This window comes from Pseudomonas vlassakiae (assembly GCF_014269035.2).
Classification (GTDB): domain Bacteria; phylum Pseudomonadota; class Gammaproteobacteria; order Pseudomonadales; family Pseudomonadaceae; genus Aquipseudomonas; species Aquipseudomonas vlassakiae.
This window is the reverse complement of sequence record NZ_JABWRP020000001.1, coordinates 228,587-243,056: the sequence shown is the minus strand read 5'-3', so window position 1 is coordinate 243,056 and position 14,470 is coordinate 228,587. Positions and strand designations below refer to the sequence as shown.

15 protein-coding genes and 1 pseudogene are annotated in these 14,470 nt (G+C 65.4%); 8 read left to right on the top strand and 8 right to left on the bottom strand.

The window, feature by feature from the left end; genetic code table 11:
• Positions 1-55: 55 nt before the first annotated feature.
• The 3 genes from HU738_RS01105 to aroC all read right to left on the bottom strand — a co-directional run bounded on the left by HU738_RS01105 (position 56) and on the right by aroC (position 2,971).
• Positions 56-592: an oxidase gene (locus HU738_RS01105; RefSeq protein ID WP_186601998.1), complete on the bottom strand. Its 537-nt coding sequence runs from the start codon at positions 590-592 to the stop codon at positions 56-58.
• Complete coding sequence (locus HU738_RS01100; RefSeq protein ID WP_186601999.1) at positions 589-1,746, bottom strand: MFS transporter; 1,158 nt, start codon at positions 1,744-1,746, stop codon at positions 589-591. The genes HU738_RS01105 and HU738_RS01100 overlap by 4 nt, the downstream gene beginning before the upstream one ends.
• Before the next feature lie 133 nt (positions 1,747-1,879).
• Positions 1,880-2,971: a chorismate synthase gene (aroC, locus tag HU738_RS01095; RefSeq protein ID WP_110639703.1), complete on the bottom strand. Its 1,092-nt coding sequence runs from the start codon at positions 2,969-2,971 to the stop codon at positions 1,880-1,882.
• Positions 2,972-3,113: 142 nt separating this feature from the next.
• On the opposite strand from aroC, the gene HU738_RS01090 reads away from it, so the two are divergent.
• Both HU738_RS01090 and HU738_RS01085 read left to right on the top strand, forming a co-directional pair.
• Entirely contained in the window at positions 3,114-4,076 is a 963-nt protein-coding gene (locus HU738_RS01090; RefSeq protein WP_176507331.1) for an alpha/beta hydrolase, read from the top strand.
• Positions 4,077-4,178: 102 nt separating this feature from the next.
• Positions 4,179-4,967, top strand: coding sequence for a hypothetical protein (locus tag HU738_RS01085; protein ID WP_186602000.1), 789 nt, complete (start codon positions 4,179-4,181; stop codon positions 4,965-4,967).
• 37 nt (positions 4,968-5,004) lie between these two features.
• Here HU738_RS01085 and prmB read toward each other — a convergent pair whose 3' ends face one another.
• Positions 5,005-5,913: a 50S ribosomal protein L3 N(5)-glutamine methyltransferase gene (gene prmB, locus HU738_RS01080; RefSeq protein WP_186602001.1), complete on the bottom strand. Its 909-nt coding sequence runs from the start codon at positions 5,911-5,913 to the stop codon at positions 5,005-5,007.
• A 181-nt stretch (positions 5,914-6,094) separates the two neighbouring features.
• On the opposite strand from prmB, the gene HU738_RS01075 reads away from it, so the two are divergent.
• The 5 genes from HU738_RS01075 (at position 6,095) to HU738_RS01055 (ending at position 8,799) form a co-directional block, all read left to right on the top strand.
• On the top strand, positions 6,095-6,685 hold the full coding sequence (locus HU738_RS01075; RefSeq protein ID WP_054883673.1) for a cysteine hydrolase family protein: 591 nt from the start codon (positions 6,095-6,097) through the stop codon (positions 6,683-6,685).
• A gap of 88 nt (positions 6,686-6,773) precedes the next feature.
• Complete coding sequence (locus HU738_RS01070) at positions 6,774-7,094, top strand: hypothetical protein (protein WP_176507334.1); 321 nt, start codon at positions 6,774-6,776, stop codon at positions 7,092-7,094.
• A 105-nt stretch (positions 7,095-7,199) separates the two neighbouring features.
• The gene (locus HU738_RS01065; protein WP_060479984.1) at positions 7,200-7,760 is read left to right on the top strand and encodes a Smr/MutS family protein; all 561 of its coding nucleotides are present in this window, start codon (positions 7,200-7,202) and stop codon (positions 7,758-7,760) included.
• A gap of 69 nt (positions 7,761-7,829) precedes the next feature.
• Positions 7,830-8,375: a GTP cyclohydrolase I FolE gene (folE, locus tag HU738_RS01060; RefSeq protein WP_103449647.1), complete on the top strand. Its 546-nt coding sequence runs from the start codon at positions 7,830-7,832 to the stop codon at positions 8,373-8,375.
• 58 nt (positions 8,376-8,433) lie between these two features.
• Positions 8,434-8,799: a glutathione S-transferase N-terminal domain-containing protein gene (locus HU738_RS01055; RefSeq protein WP_186602002.1), complete on the top strand. Its 366-nt coding sequence runs from the start codon at positions 8,434-8,436 to the stop codon at positions 8,797-8,799.
• A gap of 28 nt (positions 8,800-8,827) precedes the next feature.
• On the opposite strand, the gene HU738_RS01050 is transcribed toward HU738_RS01055, so the two are convergent.
• Positions 8,828-9,430 (bottom strand): glutathione S-transferase family protein, encoded by a 603-nt coding sequence (locus HU738_RS01050; protein ID WP_176507336.1) that lies wholly within the window; start codon positions 9,428-9,430, stop codon positions 8,828-8,830.
• Positions 9,431-9,576: 146 nt separating this feature from the next.
• Between HU738_RS01050 and HU738_RS01045 the strand changes: the two genes are divergently transcribed.
• The gene (locus HU738_RS01045; RefSeq protein WP_186602003.1) at positions 9,577-10,773 is read left to right on the top strand and encodes a benzoate/H(+) symporter BenE family transporter; all 1,197 of its coding nucleotides are present in this window, start codon (positions 9,577-9,579) and stop codon (positions 10,771-10,773) included.
• 66 nt (positions 10,774-10,839) lie between these two features.
• Here the strand turns inward: HU738_RS01045 and HU738_RS26255 are convergent, their stop codons facing one another.
• The 3 genes and pseudogenes from HU738_RS26255 to HU738_RS01035 all read right to left on the bottom strand — a co-directional run bounded on the left by HU738_RS26255 (position 10,840) and on the right by HU738_RS01035 (position 14,292).
• Positions 10,840-11,703, bottom strand: a complete 864-nt coding sequence (locus HU738_RS26255) for a methyl-accepting chemotaxis protein (protein ID WP_371263261.1) — start codon at positions 11,701-11,703, stop codon at positions 10,840-10,842.
• Positions 11,701-11,925, bottom strand: a pseudogene (locus HU738_RS26250) (HAMP domain-containing protein); the annotation flags it as partial. The gene HU738_RS26255 and the pseudogene HU738_RS26250, both read right to left, overlap by 3 nt.
• A gap of 969 nt (positions 11,926-12,894) precedes the next feature.
• On the bottom strand, positions 12,895-14,292 hold the full coding sequence (locus HU738_RS01035; protein ID WP_186602005.1) for an aminotransferase-like domain-containing protein: 1,398 nt from the start codon (positions 14,290-14,292) through the stop codon (positions 12,895-12,897).
• Positions 14,293-14,470: the final 178 nt, after the last annotated feature.

The following is a 14,470-nucleotide window of genomic DNA, read 5'->3' as shown; positions in this document are numbered from 1 at the left end:
GGCGGGGTACCTGTGCGTAGGAGCGGATTTATCCGCGATGAGGTCCGGTCAGACACTAAAGCTCGTCGATCCCAAGAAACGCCCGGGCAGTCACATCACCGGTAAACCGAGGCTCCACGCCCTGCTCACTGCCAAACAGGCGCAACGCCAGGCAGAACGGATTGTCCCCCAGCTCCACCCAGCGCCGCGTCCCCGCCGGCACCACCAGTTGATCACCCTTCTCGCACAATACCGCATACACGTACTCGCCCAGGCGCAGGCCGACTTGCGCGCGGCCAGCCACCACGGCGAACACTTCGTCGCTGGCGTGCACGTGCTCGTCACGCACATCCACCTGGGCCGGGTCGAGGCCATCACGGTTGAGCAGCGTGAACGCCGCACTGCCGTGGGCCGTCATCCATTGGTCGAGGTGTTCACGGCAGGCCTCGAGCACGTCAGCCTCGCTACTGCCCGGGCGCACGCGCAGCACCAGCGGGCTGTGGCTGAAGCGCACGCCCTGCTCGGCCAGGGTCGCGGTGATGTCGTCGTGGTGGGTCAGCACCTTGTTCGGCAAGCCTGGGCTGGACGGGTGGAAAACACAGAGGATGCTCATCGGCTGCTGGTCCTGGTCGATTTCGAACGAGTGGCAATGATAACGGCTGCCGCCAACGCTGCGGCGCTGGCCATACCAAAGGTGAAGGACGGCCCCAGCAGTTTCCAGCTGTAGCCTGAATACAAGGCGCCCAGCGCACCACCGGTACCCGACAGCGCCGCGTACAGGGCCTGGCCCTGGCCTTGCTGGCGGGCACCGAAACTGGCCTGCACGAAGGCGATGGACGCGGCGTGAAAGCAACCGAAAGTGGCCGCGTGCAGCAACTGGGCGAACACCAGCACCGCCGGCTCACTTGCCAGGTTGCCCAGCAGCAGCCAGCGCAGCGCCGCCAGCAGGAAGCTGACCAGCAGCACCCGCTGCACACTGAAGCGGGCAAACAGGCGGCTCATCACCATGAACATCAGTACCTCGGCCACCACGCCCAAGGCCCACAGCAAGCCGATGGCACCGCGGCTATAGCCCAGGTGTTCGAGGTGCAGGGTAAGGAAGGTGTAGTACGGGCCGTGGCTGAGCTGCATCAGCGCCACGCAGACATAGAAGGCGATCACCCCCGGCGCGGTCAGTTGGCGCAGGAAACCGCCCGCCTCACGTCGCTCGCCCTGCTCCACCGGCTGTGCGTTGGGCACCCACAAGCTGGCGGCGACGATGCCGGCCATGATGGTCACCAGAGCCACCGGGTAAATGTCCAGGCTCAGCCATTCGAACAGCCGCCCCAGGCCGACCACGGTGAGGATGAAGCCGATCGAACCCCACAGGCGCACCTGACTGTAGCGCGAGGTCTGCCCATGCAGGTGGGCCAGGGTGATGACTTCGAACTGTGGCAGCACCGCGTGCCAGAAGAACGCATGCAGGGCCATGACCAGCGCCAGCCAGGCGTAGCTCTTGCCGAAGAAGATCAGCGAGAAGGTGGCCAGGGTCGACAAGGCGCCCAAGCGCACGATCAGCAGGCGCTGGCCGCTACGGTCACCGAGCCAGCCCCACAGGTTGGGGGCAACGCAGCGCATCAGCATGGGGATGGCCACCAGCTCGCCGATGCGGGCCGGGGAGAACCCCAGGTGGTCGAAGTACAGGGCCAGGAACGGGGCGGTGGAGCCCAGCAGGGCGAAGTAGAACAGGTAGAAGCTGGACAGGCGCCAGTAGGGTATTGCAGGCATGGGATAAGCCTTGTGGGGGACCTGTGCCGGCCTCTTCGCGGGTAAACCCGCGCCCACAGGGACCGCACAATATTGGAAATCGTGGTGACGCTGTGGGAGCGGGTTCACCCGCCAAGAGGCCCTTGCAGGCTGATCAGAGCTGGCCCAGCACCGGGGTGTTGACCTTCACGTCAGCGTTCTGCGCACGGTGGCGCAGCAGGTGGTCCATCAGCACGATGGCCATCATCGCTTCGGCGATCGGGGTAGCGCGGATGCCGACGCACGGGTCATGACGGCCCTTGGTGATCACATCGACCGGGTTGCCGTCGACGTCGATGGAACGCCCCGGGGTGGTGATGCTGGACGTCGGCTTCAGCGCCAGGTGGGCGACGATCGGCTGGCCCGAGCTGATACCACCGAGGATGCCGCCAGCGTTGTTGCTGAGGAAACCTTCCGGGGTCAGTTCGTCACGGTGTTCGGTGCCGCGCTGGGCAACGCTGGCGAAACCGGCGCCGATTTCCACGCCCTTCACCGCGTTGATGCTCATCAGCGCGTGGGCCAGTTCGGCGTCGAGGCGGTCGAAGATCGGTTCGCCCAGGCCCGGCATCACGCCTTCGGCCACCACGGTGATCTTGGCCCCGACCGAATCCTGGTCGCGACGCAGCTGGTCCATGTAGGCCTCGAGCTCCGGCACTTTGCTCGGGTCAGGACTGAAGAAGGCGTTTTCCTCGACCGAATCCCAGCTCTTGAACGGGATTTCGATCGGGCCCAGCTGGCTCATGTAGCCACGCACCTGGATGCCCTGGGTGGCCAGGTATTTCTTGGCAATGGCACCGGCGGCCACGCGCATGGCGGTTTCCCGCGCCGAGCTGCGACCACCGCCGCGGTAATCGCGGATACCGTACTTGTGGTGGTAGGTGTAGTCGGCGTGGGCCGGACGGAACAGGTCCTTGATCGCCGAGTAGTCCTTGGACTTCTGGTCGGTGTTGCGGATCAGCAGGCCGATCGAGCAGCCAGTGGTGCGGCCTTCGAACACGCCGGAGAGAATCTCCACTTCATCGGCTTCCTGGCGCTGGGTCGTGTGCCGGCTGGTGCCGGGCTTGCGCCGGTCGAGGTCGTGCTGCAGGTCGGCGAGGGAGATTTCCAGGCCAGGAGGGCAACCATCGACAATGGCGACCAACGCCGGGCCATGGCTTTCGCCAGCGGTGGTGACAGTGAACAGCTTGCCGTAGGTATTGCCGGACATGGACGCTCCGCGAAATCTGCCTGAGATGAACGAAAGCGGGCAGTATACAGATGGAATGGCTGTCTGTGCGCGGCCTGGTCCTTGCCTGCGAACCTTCCCGCAAACATTGGGTCAAACCGTCATCTCCCCACTGTAGTACCGCATGATGTCGCGCCTCGTCGCCTTGTTCCTCCTGCTGTGCGCTGGCCTGGCCCAGGCCGCCGCCCCTACCGTGCTGCAACGCCCCATCGACCTCGATACCGGCCAAGGCGTGCTGCACGGCAGCCTGCTGCTGCCGCAACAGGCCACGCCACCACCGGTGGTGCTGATCATCGCCGGCTCCGGCCCCACCGACCGCGACGGCAACAACCCGGCCTCGGGGCGCGTCGACAATCTCAAGCGCCTGGCGCTGGTGCTGGCCAACGAGCACATCGCCAGCGTGCGCTACGACAAGCGCGGGGTGGCCGCCAGCCAGCCGGCTACGCCCGATGAGCGCGACCTCAGCGTGCAGCGCTACGTCGACGACGTGGTGGCCTGGAGCCGCAAGCTCAAGGCCGACCCACGCTTCGGCCCGCTGATCCTGATCGGCCACAGTGAAGGGGCGCTGATCGCCAGCCTGGCCGCCGAACGTGCCGGCGCCAGCGCGGTGATCACCCTGGCCGGCATGGGCCGGCCACTGGCGGACGTGCTGCGCGAACAACTGGCCCAGCGCATGTCGCCCGCTTTACTGGCCGGTGGCAGCGCCCTGCTCGACCGCCTGCAGGCCGGGCAGACCAGCCTGGACGTGCCAGCACCGCTGCGCCAGGTGTTCCGCCCCAGCGTGCAGCCCTACCTGATCACCCTGCTCCAGCAGGACCCGGCGCAGGCCTTCGCCCGCTTGCCGATGCCGGCGCTGATCGTCCAGGGCCGCAATGACGTGCAAGTCGACGTGGCCGACGCCGAACGCCTCAAGGCGGCCAAGCCAGATGCCCAGCTGGTGTTGATCGACGGCATGAACCACATGCTGCGCATCAGCCCCAAGGACATGCACCAGCAGCGTGACAGCTACCTCAACCCGGAGTTGCCGTTGGCACGGGAGCTTGGCGAGCGAGTGGTCAGCTTCATTCACCAGTTGCCTTCGGCCTGACCCTCAAACATCGGCAAAACCTGCCGATAACGCGGTATTGGTGCTGAACGGGACCGTTTTGCGGCCCTTTCAGCACCCGCCCGTATCTGAGGAAACGCCTAGATGACCGATGCCCCCGCCGCCGCCGAACCGGCCGAACAGCCGCACGCCCCGGAACCTGCCGCCCTGCCTTGGGCCGACCTTGCCGTCGAACATTTCCAGCTGCTGCGCCTGGCGCCTTTGCCCACCGACCGCAACAGCGGTGCGCGGCCGTTGCGCTTCGTCGAGTTCGCCTACGCAGAGCGCCATGACCAGGCCCACAGCCTGCTGCGCATGGAAATCCGCCTGCCGGGGCAGAAGGTGCGCAAGGAGCAGAACCAGCTGGATGTGCGGGTAGACCACGCCGAGCGCCTGGTGACCCTCGGCAGCGACAGCGGCCTGCAACTGGAGCCGCTCAACCGTGGCCTTGGCCGCTTCATGCTCGGCCAGGCCGTGCAGTGGCTGCAGCGTCGCTGGTCGAACTACCGGGTCGAAGGCATGGCGTTGCCGAACAAGGATGCGCTGAACGAAGACACTCGCCTGCGCCGCGACCGTTTCATCACCGCCAGCGGCCTGGAAGTGGAATACGCCGACCCACAGCACCTCAAGGGTCGCACCCTCGACACCACGGTGAGCCAGCTCAAGGGCGGCTGGAATACCGAGAAGGTGCAGCAGCTGGCGGTTCTCGATACGGCGGCGATGTTGCAACAGGCCGAGCAACAGTTGCTGGAGAAAGAGGGGCAGCTGCGCGAGCGCGATGAACGGGTGGCCAAGTACCGTCGCGAAGACAGCGGGCTGCGCTTTACCATCACTTGCCTGGTGGCGTTCGCCGTGTTCCAGGCCGGGTTGCTGATCTGGATCGCCACCCGGTAAACAGCCGGGGCCGCTTTGCAGCCCCAGCAGGCCAATCTCAGACTCGGGCCTTGAACAGTGCCTGATGCTGGCGGCACTGCTCGGCGGTGAGCATGAACACACCATGCCCGCCACGCTCGAATTCCAGCCAGGCGAAGTCGACTTCCGGGTACAGCGCCTCGACATGGACCTGGCTGTTGCCAACCTCGACGATCAGCAAGCCTTTCTCGGTCAGGTGGTCGCCCGCCTCGGCCAGCATCCGTCGCACCAGGTCCAGGCCATCCTTGCCGCAGGCCAGGCCCATTTCCGGCTCGTGGTGATATTCGGCCGGCATGTCACCGAAGTCCTCGGCGTCGACGTACGGCGGGTTGGACAGGATCAGGTCGAAACGCTGCCCCGGCAGGCCGGCAAAGCCGTCACCCTGTACGGTGAACACGCGCTCGTCGAGGCCATGGCGTTCGATGTTCTGGTTGGCCACCTCCAGCGCGTCGAACGACAGGTCGGCCAGCACCACTTCGGCCTCGGGGAACACTTCGGCAGCCACGATACCGATGCAGCCGGAGCCGGTGCAGAGGTCGAGGATGCGCGCCGGCTCCTGCGCCAACCATGGCTCGAAGCGCTTTTCGATCAGCTCGCCGATCGGCGAACGGGGCACCAGTACGCGCTCGTCGACGATGAACGACATGCCACAGAACCAGGCTTCGCCCAGCAGGTAGGCGGTCGGCACGCGGTCTTCGATGCGGCGCTTGAGCAGATGCTGCAGGCGTACCCGCTCGTCATCCTCCAGCTGGCAGTCCAGGTAGCTATCGGCGATTTCCCATGGCAGGTGCACGGCGCCCAGCACCAGCAGGCGGGCTTCGTCCCAGGCATTGTCGGCGCCGTGGCCGAAGAACAGCTCGTGCTCATGGAAGCGGCTGACCGCCCAGCGGATGTGGTCGCGCAACGTGCGCAGACGAGATGTGATCACGGGGTACTCCTAATTCAGACCGTACAAAAGTCTAACAGCCCCACCCGCACATTTGTTCCCCGCTATGCCCCGACGGCCAGCCACAGGCCAGTAAACATGCCGCTTGCGATGTCAACCATTCCCATTGGCGCCAAGGCAAGGGAGAATAGGTATACAAAAGCCCTGACCCAAGGAGCCCTTGATGTCCGTTCCAACCACGATGTTCCGCCTCACTGGCCGCGATTACCCGCCGGCCAAGCTGAGCCAAGCCAGCCTGATCATCATCGATGCGCAGAAGGAATACCTGAGCGGTCCTCTGCAACTGTCGGGCATGGACGAGGCCGTGGCCAACATCGCCCGGTTGCTCGACGCCGCCCGCAAGGCCGGCCGTCCGATCATCCACGTTCGCCACCTCGGTACCGTTGGCGGGCGCTTCGACCCGCAGGGGCCGGCCGGCCAGTTCATCCCCGGCCTGGAGCCACGCGAAGGTGAAATCGTCATCGAAAAGCGCATGCCCAACGCCTTCAAGAACACCAAGCTGCACGACACCCTGCAGGAGCTGGGGCACCTGGACCTGATCGTGTGCGGCTTCATGAGCCACTCCAGCGTCAGCACCACCGTGCGCCGCGCCAAGGACTATGGTTATCGTTGCACCCTGGTGGAAGACGCCTCGGCAACTCGCGACCTGGCGCTCAAGGACCAGGTGATCCCCGCCGCGCAGATCCACGCGTGCGAAATGGCCGTGATGGCCGACAACTTCGCCTGTGTCGCCCCTACCGCCAGCCTGATCTGAGCTGACGTTGCGATGACCGCCCGGCAGCCGGGCGGAACCCAAGGGCCCGGCCCAGGTCGAATTCCGGATGTCCACAGAGGAAACTGGAATGAAGCTCAAAGGCAGTTTCGACGCCAAGCGTCTGCGCCCGCGTGAACCGCGTAACTGGGGTGCGCGTATTGCCGCCGGCCTGTCGGCCCTGATCGCCACGCTCGGCGTGTTGCTGGCCATGGCCGGCATCGCCGGGCTGCTCGGCAACTACCCCGCCCTTGCCGAGCTCAACGCCAACCGCCCGCTGGCCAGCATCCTGGCCGTGGCCGGGCTGTTGCTGCTGTACCTTGGCGTACGCTTCTGGCGACGCAGCCGTATCCGCCTGCGCCGCGGGCGCGAGCTGAACCTGTCGCCGCACCTGATGAAAAAACACGATTAGCGCCTTGTGCCACCGGCCTCTTCGAGGCGTCGAACCGCCGCGAAGAGGCTGGTACTGACGACGCAGGGTTGATCGCGTAAACTACGCCGCCCACGTGGAGGCACCATGCAAGACGACGATTTTTCCCTGTTCAGCGCCGAAGTGCGCGGCGTCAAGCCGATCAAGCACGACCGCGCTGACGTGGGCAAGCCGAAAACCGACCGCAAACAGCTGGCCGGCCTGCGCCAGGCCGCTACCGTGCGCAGTGACCAGACCCTGGTGATCGACGGCCTGTCTGACCAGTTCGTCATCGACGTGGGTGCCGAAGACGAGCTGATGTGGCGCCGCGATGGCGTGCAGGAAAGCCAGATCCGCAAGCTCAAGCTGGGCCAGATCGCCTTCGAGGGCAGCCTCGACCTGCATGGCATGAGCGTGGAGAAGGCCCGTGAAACCCTGTGGGCCTTCATCGCCGAGGCCACTCAGCTGGAAGTCCGCTGCGTGCGGGTGACCCACGGCAAGGCCGCGCGCCTGGACGGCAAGCGCCCGATGATCAAGAGCCACGTCAACACCTGGCTGCGTCAGCACCCGCAAGTGCTCGGTTTCACCTCGTGCCAGGCTCGCCATGGCGGCACTGGCGCGGTGTATGTGATGCTCAAGCGAACCATGATGGAAGGCCGCGACGAGTAACGCCGTGCTTGCAGCGCCGCGCGCGGCGCCGTACCCTTCATTTTTGCGATTTTTCCCACAGGTAGATACATGTCCCTGGAACAGAACTACACCGAGATCCTCAGCCAACTTGGCGAGGACGTCTCCCGTGAGGGCCTGCTCGACACGCCCAAGCGGGCTGCAAAGGCCATGAAGTACCTTTGCCGCGGTTACGAGCAGACGCTGGAAGAAGTCACCAACGGCGCGCTGTTCACCTCCGACAATAGCGAGATGGTGCTGGTCCGGGACATCGAGCTGTATTCGATGTGCGAACACCACATGCTGCCTTTCATCGGCAAGGCCCACGTCGCCTACCTGCCCAAGGGCAAGGTCCTGGGCCTGTCGAAGGTGGCGCGCATCGTCGACATGTTCGCCCGCCGCCTGCAGATCCAGGAAAACCTCAGCCGCCAGATCGCCGAGGCCGTGCAGCAGGTGACCGGCGCCGCAGGCGTGGCGGTGGTCATCGAGGCCAAGCACATGTGCATGATGATGCGCGGCGTGGAGAAGCAGAATTCGACCATGCTCACGTCGGTGATGCTGGGTGAGTTCCGTGAAAACGCCTCGACTCGCAGCGAGTTTCTCAGCCTGATCAAGTGATCGGCGCACGATTCGAGCCGGCCCCCAGGGGTCGGCTTTTTCATTTCAGGAGTAGCCCATGATCGTCAAAGCCCTGCGGGTCGGCCTCGGCCAGCTCATCGTGTTCGGCGACTGGATCAGCCGCCCGGCCAAGCGCAGGCGCGATGCGGCGGCCCAGGCGCGGGTCGAGCAAGAGGCCAAGGGCCTCGCGCTGTACCAGTTCCATGCCTGCCCGTTCTGCGTGAAGACCCGCCGCACCCTGCACCGCCTGAATGTGCCGGTGGCGCTGCGTGATGCCAAGAACGACGACGTGCATCGCCAGGCGCTGCTTGAAGGCGGCGGCCGGGTGAAAGTGCCATGCCTGCGCATCGAAGAGGCGGGCAACGTGACCTGGATGTATGAATCCAAGGCCATCATTGCCTACCTGGACAAGCGCTTCGCGTAAGCCCTGCGCGCCCCATGTGGGAGCTGCCTTACTCGACCATCGGCACATGCCGTGGATGGCTGGCCACCCGCTCAAGCCAGGCGCGCACCGCCGGGTAATCAGCCAGGTCGAACCCGCCCTGATGCGCCACATGGGTGTAGGCATACAGCGCCACATCGGCAATCGAGTACTGGTCCCCGACCAGGTACGGCGTCATCTGCAACTGCCGCTCCATCACCTTCAACGCCTTGTAACCGCCCTTGTGCAGCTTGCGGTATTCCTCGACGCGCTCGTCCGGCAAGCCCAGGTAGAACTGGATGAACCGTGCCACGGCAATGTACGGCTCATGGCTGTACTGCTCGAAGAACTGCCACTGCAACACCTGGGTGCGCAGGCGCGGCTCGCTGGGCAGGAATTCGCTGCCGTCGGCCAGGTAGTTGAGGATGGCGTTCGATTCCCACAGGCAGGTACCGTCCTCGAGCTTGAGCACCGGTACCTTGCCGTTGGGGTTCATGGCCAGGAACTCTGGCGTTTCGGTCTCGCCCTTGAGGATATCCACCGACTGCCATTCATACGGGCGGTCAAGCAGGCTGAGCATCAGCTTGACCTTGTAGCAGTTGCCTGACTGGTAATCACCATACACCTTGAACATCGCCCGTCCCCTCCCATGCAGTTGCGAAAATTCGCCCAATAGTTGGCGACTGTACGGCTAAAAGCAATGCCTGCTGTATGGCAAGGATCAATTCGGCCCGCGTTAGTCTGAAAAAACTGCTTACACCTGGACAAGGACCCAACCCCATGACCGATGCCACCTCCGCGCGCCTGCGGCCCCTGGCAGACTCCTCCCCGTCGGCGGTCGTCGCCGGCTTCATCGCCATGCTGACTGGCTACACCAGTTCGCTGGTGCTGATGTTCCAGGCCGGCCAGGCAGCCGGCCTGACCAATGCGCAGATTTCTTCGTGGATCTGGGCGCTGTCGATCGGCATGGCGCTGTGTAGTATCGGCTTGTCGCTGCGCTACCGCACACCGATCACCGTGGCCTGGTCGACCCCCGGTGCGGCGCTGCTGATCACCAGCCTGGGTGGGGTCAGCTACGGCGAGGCCATCGGTGCCTACATCACCTGTGCGGTGCTGGTGGTGATCTGCGGCCTGACCGGCAGCTTCGAGCGCCTGGTCAAGCGCATCCCGGCGTCGCTGGCCTCGGCCTTGCTGGCCGGCATCCTGTTCAAGATCGGCAGCGAAATCTTCGTGGCCGCCCAGCACCGCACGCTGCTGGTGCTCGGCATGTTCTTCAGCTACCTGCTGGTCAAGCGCCTGTCGCCGCGCTACTGCGTGCTCGCCGCCTTGCTGGTGGGCACGGCATTGTCCGGCGCCCTCGGCCTGCTCGACTTCAGCGGCTTCAGGCTGGAAGTGGCGACCCCGGTGTGGACTACGCCAAGCTTCTCGCTGGCCGCGACCATCAGCATCGGCATTCCGCTGTTCGTGGTGGCCATGACCTCGCAAAACATGCCTGGCGTGGCCGTGTTGCGCGCCGACGGCTACCAGGTGCCTGCCTCGCCGCTGATTTCAACGACGGGCTTGGCTTCGCTGCTGCTGGCCCCCTTCGGCTCGCACGGGGTCAACCTGGCGGCGATCAGTGCGGCGATCTGCACCGGGCCGCATGCCCATGAAGACCCGGGCAAGCGCTATACCGCGGCGGTGTGGTGCGGGATCTTCTATGGCATTGCCGGTACGTTCGGCGCCACCTTGGCGGCACTGTTCGCGGCGCTGCCGAAGGAGCTGGTGCTGTCGATTGCGGCATTGGCGCTGTTCGGTTCGATCATGAACGGACTGACCGTGGCCATGAGCGAGGCACGCGAGCGTGAGGCGGCGCTGATCACCTTCATGGTGACGGCCTCGGGCTTGACGCTGTTCTCGATTGGCTCGGCGTTCTGGGGGATTGTGGCGGGGGTGCTGACCTTGTTGATCCTCAATCCTCGGGGTGTTCGACGGTAGATCGGCGTTACGGTTGAGATCGGGCGGCGCTCGATCTCGAACCTCACAAAATGCCCCGCCAGGCACTCACAGCCTAAAATGCCCAACCATGCCTTTCAGGTCATTACCCAACTGCGCCAGTTCGATACTGGACCGGGCATTGTCCTGCATCGCCAGCGCCGCCTGATCGGCACTGCCACGGATCTGCGTCACGCTGCGGCTGATCTCTTCGGCCACCGAGCTCTGCTGCTCGGCCGCCGCCGCAATCTGCTGGTTCATCTGCTGGATCAACGACACCGCCACCGCAATACTGCCCAGCGCACTCTCGGTCTGCAGCGCATCGGCCACGGCCAGGCGCACCAGCTCGGTACTGCCGCGGATCTGCGCCACCGACTGCTGGGCATTGCCGCGCAGGCTGGCCACCAAGCGCTCGATTTCCTCGGTCGACTGGCGGGTACGCCTGGCCAGCGCCCTTACCTCGTCGGCCACCACTGCAAAACCACGCCCCTGCTCACCCGCCCGGGCGGCCTCGATGGCCGCGTTGAGCGCCAGCAGGTTGGTCTGCTCGGCCACGCTCTTGATCACCTCCAGCACATCACCAATGGTGTGGATCTCGGCACTCAGGCTGTCGATGCCAGCGCTGGCGGTGTCCGCTGCCGTGGCCAGTTGCTCGATGCGCTGCATGCTCTCGCGCACCACGCGCTGGCCAGCGTCAACCTTGTCATCGGCGGCCTGCGCCGCCTGTGCGGCTTCTTCGGCATTGCGTGCCACATCGTGCACGGTGGCCGTCATCTGCTGCATGGCCGTGGCCACCTGCTCGGTCTCCTCCTTCTGGCTGCCGACTTCGCGGTTGGTCTGCTCGGTGACCGCCGACAACGCCTGGGCGCTGCCGGCCAGTTGCTCGATCCCCTGCTGCAGGCCGCTGACCACGCCAGACAGCCCAGCGGCCATCTGCTGCATGGCCTGCATCAACTGGCCGACTTCGTCGCTGCGCGGCGCCTCGCTGTCCAGGCTCAACTCGCCGGCGGCAATGCGCTGGGCTCGGCCGATCACGCGCTTGAGCGGGCCGACCACGGCGCGGGTGATCAGCCAGGCGGCGAGCACACCCACCAATAACGCCAGCCCGGTGGCCAGGGCGATGGCCAGGCGGTTGCGCGCCAGCTCAGCCTGCATGGCTTGCTGATCGACGGCATAGGCCTGGTCGACCCGGCCGGTGACCTGCTCGGCACGCGCCTGCAGCTGCGCCTTGATGCCTTGCTCCTTGCCCAGCAGGTCGGTGTATTCGTTGAGCTTGTCGGAGAAGCTGACAATGTGCCCGGCTACCTCGCCGAGCACACTCTGGTAACCCGCATCACCGACGGTGGCCTTGAGCTGCTCGACCAGCTGCGCCGCTTCGACCGTCTGGGCGATGCGGCCTTGCTCCCCCTCCTCGCCCTTGCGGCTCTTGTCCAGGCGCACCCGCGCTTCGTCCATGGCCTGCAACATCAGCCGCGACACCTGCGCCACCTGCCCCGCCTGCTCGAGGAACTCGCCCCCTTGCTGGCCCTGGGACTGCTTGAGGGTGTAGGTGCCATCGTCGGCCAGGCCGGCCTGCAACACATCGAGGTTGTTGGCCACGCTGGACACCGACCAACTGGCCATGTCCAGCGCCAGCTCCTTGGCCTGTACCGCTTCGACGAAGGCGTCGAAGGCTTGGCCGTAAGCCGCCAGGTCAGCCTCGGCCGCCGCCAGTGCTGGCAGGCTGCGGGCGCGCTCGGCAAGGTTCTGCAGGCCGCTGCGCAAGGCCTCGGCCTCCTTGATGTCGGAGCGCAGGGCAAAGGCCTGCTCGTGCTGGCGCAGCCGCAGCAGGTCGGTATTGACCTGGCCCAGCTGGCGCAGGCCGTCGAAGCGCTGGCCAACACTGTGCAGCGCCGCGATACCGATGGCCGCCACCGCGATGGTCAGCAGCAACACCAAGGCGAACCCCAGGCCCAGTTTACGGGCCATGCCCAGGTTGGCCAGAACACCGTGCCTGCTCGTCGCCATCGCCGATTCCCCTTCATCGTGCAAGGTTTTGCCGTGGGCCAAGCGTGGCAACGTTATTGCCCTGCTCACAAGGGGGTGACGGGAAAATGGTGTCAAATGGCTATGAGCGTGTCGCGATCAGCTAGCTGAAGGTCGCCCTGCGTGCTGAAGGAAGCCCTGGGCGCGGGTGTCCTGCCCGTAGGCGACATTGATACGCAGCCAGTCGCTGCCAGCGCCCTGGTAGTCGAAGGCGCTGCCCGGGGTCAGCAACACCGCATGCTCCAGCGCCAGGCGCTCAAGGCTGGCGAAGTCACGCCCAGGCACCCGCGCCCAGACGAACATGCCGCCATACGGCTCGCAGAACACTTGCCAGCCGTACTGCTCCAGCTGCCCGAGCAATTTGGCCATGTGCTGGCCCAGCCGCACCCGCAGGCGCTGCACGCTCTTGCGGTAGCTGCCGTTGGCCAGCATCTGCCCGACCACCTGCTCGGCAAAGCGCGAGGTGCCGATGCCACTGACCATCTTCAGTTCGGCCAGACGCGCCAGCAGCGGCGCGTCGGCCACCAGGTAGCCGACCCGCAGCGAACTGCTCAGGGTCTTGGAAAAGCTGGCCAGGTAGATCACTCGCTGCTCGCTGTCGAGTGTGGCCAGGCGAGTGGCCGGGCCTTCCTGGAAGTCGGCGTAGATATCGTCCTCGATGATGCGCAGGTCGTGCTCGCGGGCCAGCTCCAGCAGGCGATAGGCAACCTTGGGTACGAGGCTGGTGCCAGTGGGGTTGTGGTACAGGCTGTTGGTGAACAGGCAGCGTGGGCGGTGCTCGGCCAGCAGGCGTTCGAGCACCGCCAGGTCCGGGCCGGCCGCCGTGCGCGGTACCGGCAGCATGTGCACCTGATGCTGGCGTAACAGGTTGAAGAGGTTGTAATAGCCAGGGTTTTCCACCAGCACGGTGTCGCCGGGCCGCAACAAGGTCCGCACCAGCAGGTCGAGGCCATGGCTGGCACCCTGGACGGTGAGGATACGTTCGGGGCCGGCAGCGATGTCCAGCCGCGCCAGGCGCTTGTGCACGTGCAGCCGCAGGCTGGCCAGCCCCAGCGGCGGGCAATAGTCGAACAGGTCCTGGGGGGCGCCGCGGCTGACCTGGCGGATCGCCTGGGCCAGTTCGACGTCTGCGCGCCAGCTGTTCGGCAGCCAGCCGCAGCCGAGCTTGAGCAGTTCGTCGTGGCCTTCGCGGAACTGGCGCCAGCTGCCATCGCCTGCCTCGCCCCAGACCGGCGGATTGTCGCTTTCCAGGGTGACTTTGCGCTCGGCAACGAAGAAGCCAGTGCCATGGCGCGCCTCCAGCCAGCCGCTGGCGACCAGGCGGTCGTAGGCTTCGATCACGCAGGAGGCGCTAACCGACTGGCTGCGGGCCAGGCTGCGGATCGACGGCAGGCGGGACCCGGGACGCAGGCGCTGCTGTTCGATCCAGGCTTGGAGTTCTTCGGTGAGTTGTTGCACCAGTGGAGTGGGGCTTTGGCGGTCGAGGGTGAAGTGCATGGCGGCGGGTGTTTGCTCATCTTGAGCGAACAGTTAAGCACAAATGGAGCTTGGGTGTGCCTTGTTGGGTGTTTGCCCTGAGGGCAATGTCTGCTGAAATGGCCCTTTCGCGGGTGAGCCCGCTCCCACACGTACAGCGCAGACGGTGGAATTTGTGGGGTTCCTGTGTGAGCGGGTT

What these genes read in the sequence shown, in the direction of transcription:
- HU738_RS01105 (WP_186601998.1), bottom strand. Translation starts at nt 592, where the DNA reads ATGAGCATCCTCTGTGTTTTCCACCCGTCCAGCCCAGGCTTGCCGAAC.
- HU738_RS01100 (WP_186601999.1), bottom strand. Translation starts at nt 1,746, where the DNA reads ATGCCTGCAATACCCTACTGGCGCCTGTCCAGCTTCTACCTGTTCTAC.
- aroC (WP_110639703.1), bottom strand. Translation starts at nt 2,971, where the DNA reads ATGTCCGGCAATACCTACGGCAAGCTGTTCACTGTCACCACCGCTGGC.
- HU738_RS01090 (WP_176507331.1), top strand. Translation starts at nt 3,114, where the DNA reads ATGATGTCGCGCCTCGTCGCCTTGTTCCTCCTGCTGTGCGCTGGCCTG.
- HU738_RS01085 (WP_186602000.1), top strand. Translation starts at nt 4,179, where the DNA reads ATGACCGATGCCCCCGCCGCCGCCGAACCGGCCGAACAGCCGCACGCC.
- HU738_RS01075 (WP_054883673.1), top strand. Translation starts at nt 6,095, where the DNA reads ATGTCCGTTCCAACCACGATGTTCCGCCTCACTGGCCGCGATTACCCG.
- HU738_RS01070 (WP_176507334.1), top strand. Translation starts at nt 6,774, where the DNA reads ATGAAGCTCAAAGGCAGTTTCGACGCCAAGCGTCTGCGCCCGCGTGAA.
- HU738_RS01065 (WP_060479984.1), top strand. Translation starts at nt 7,200, where the DNA reads ATGCAAGACGACGATTTTTCCCTGTTCAGCGCCGAAGTGCGCGGCGTC.
- folE (WP_103449647.1), top strand. Translation starts at nt 7,830, where the DNA reads ATGTCCCTGGAACAGAACTACACCGAGATCCTCAGCCAACTTGGCGAG.
- HU738_RS01055 (WP_186602002.1), top strand. Translation starts at nt 8,434, where the DNA reads ATGATCGTCAAAGCCCTGCGGGTCGGCCTCGGCCAGCTCATCGTGTTC.
- HU738_RS01050 (WP_176507336.1), bottom strand. Translation starts at nt 9,430, where the DNA reads ATGTTCAAGGTGTATGGTGATTACCAGTCAGGCAACTGCTACAAGGTC.
- HU738_RS01045 (WP_186602003.1), top strand. Translation starts at nt 9,577, where the DNA reads ATGACCGATGCCACCTCCGCGCGCCTGCGGCCCCTGGCAGACTCCTCC.
- HU738_RS26255 (WP_371263261.1), bottom strand. Translation starts at nt 11,703, where the DNA reads ATGGCCGCTGGGCTGTCTGGCGTGGTCAGCGGCCTGCAGCAGGGGATC.
- HU738_RS01035 (WP_186602005.1), bottom strand. Translation starts at nt 14,292, where the DNA reads ATGCACTTCACCCTCGACCGCCAAAGCCCCACTCCACTGGTGCAACAA.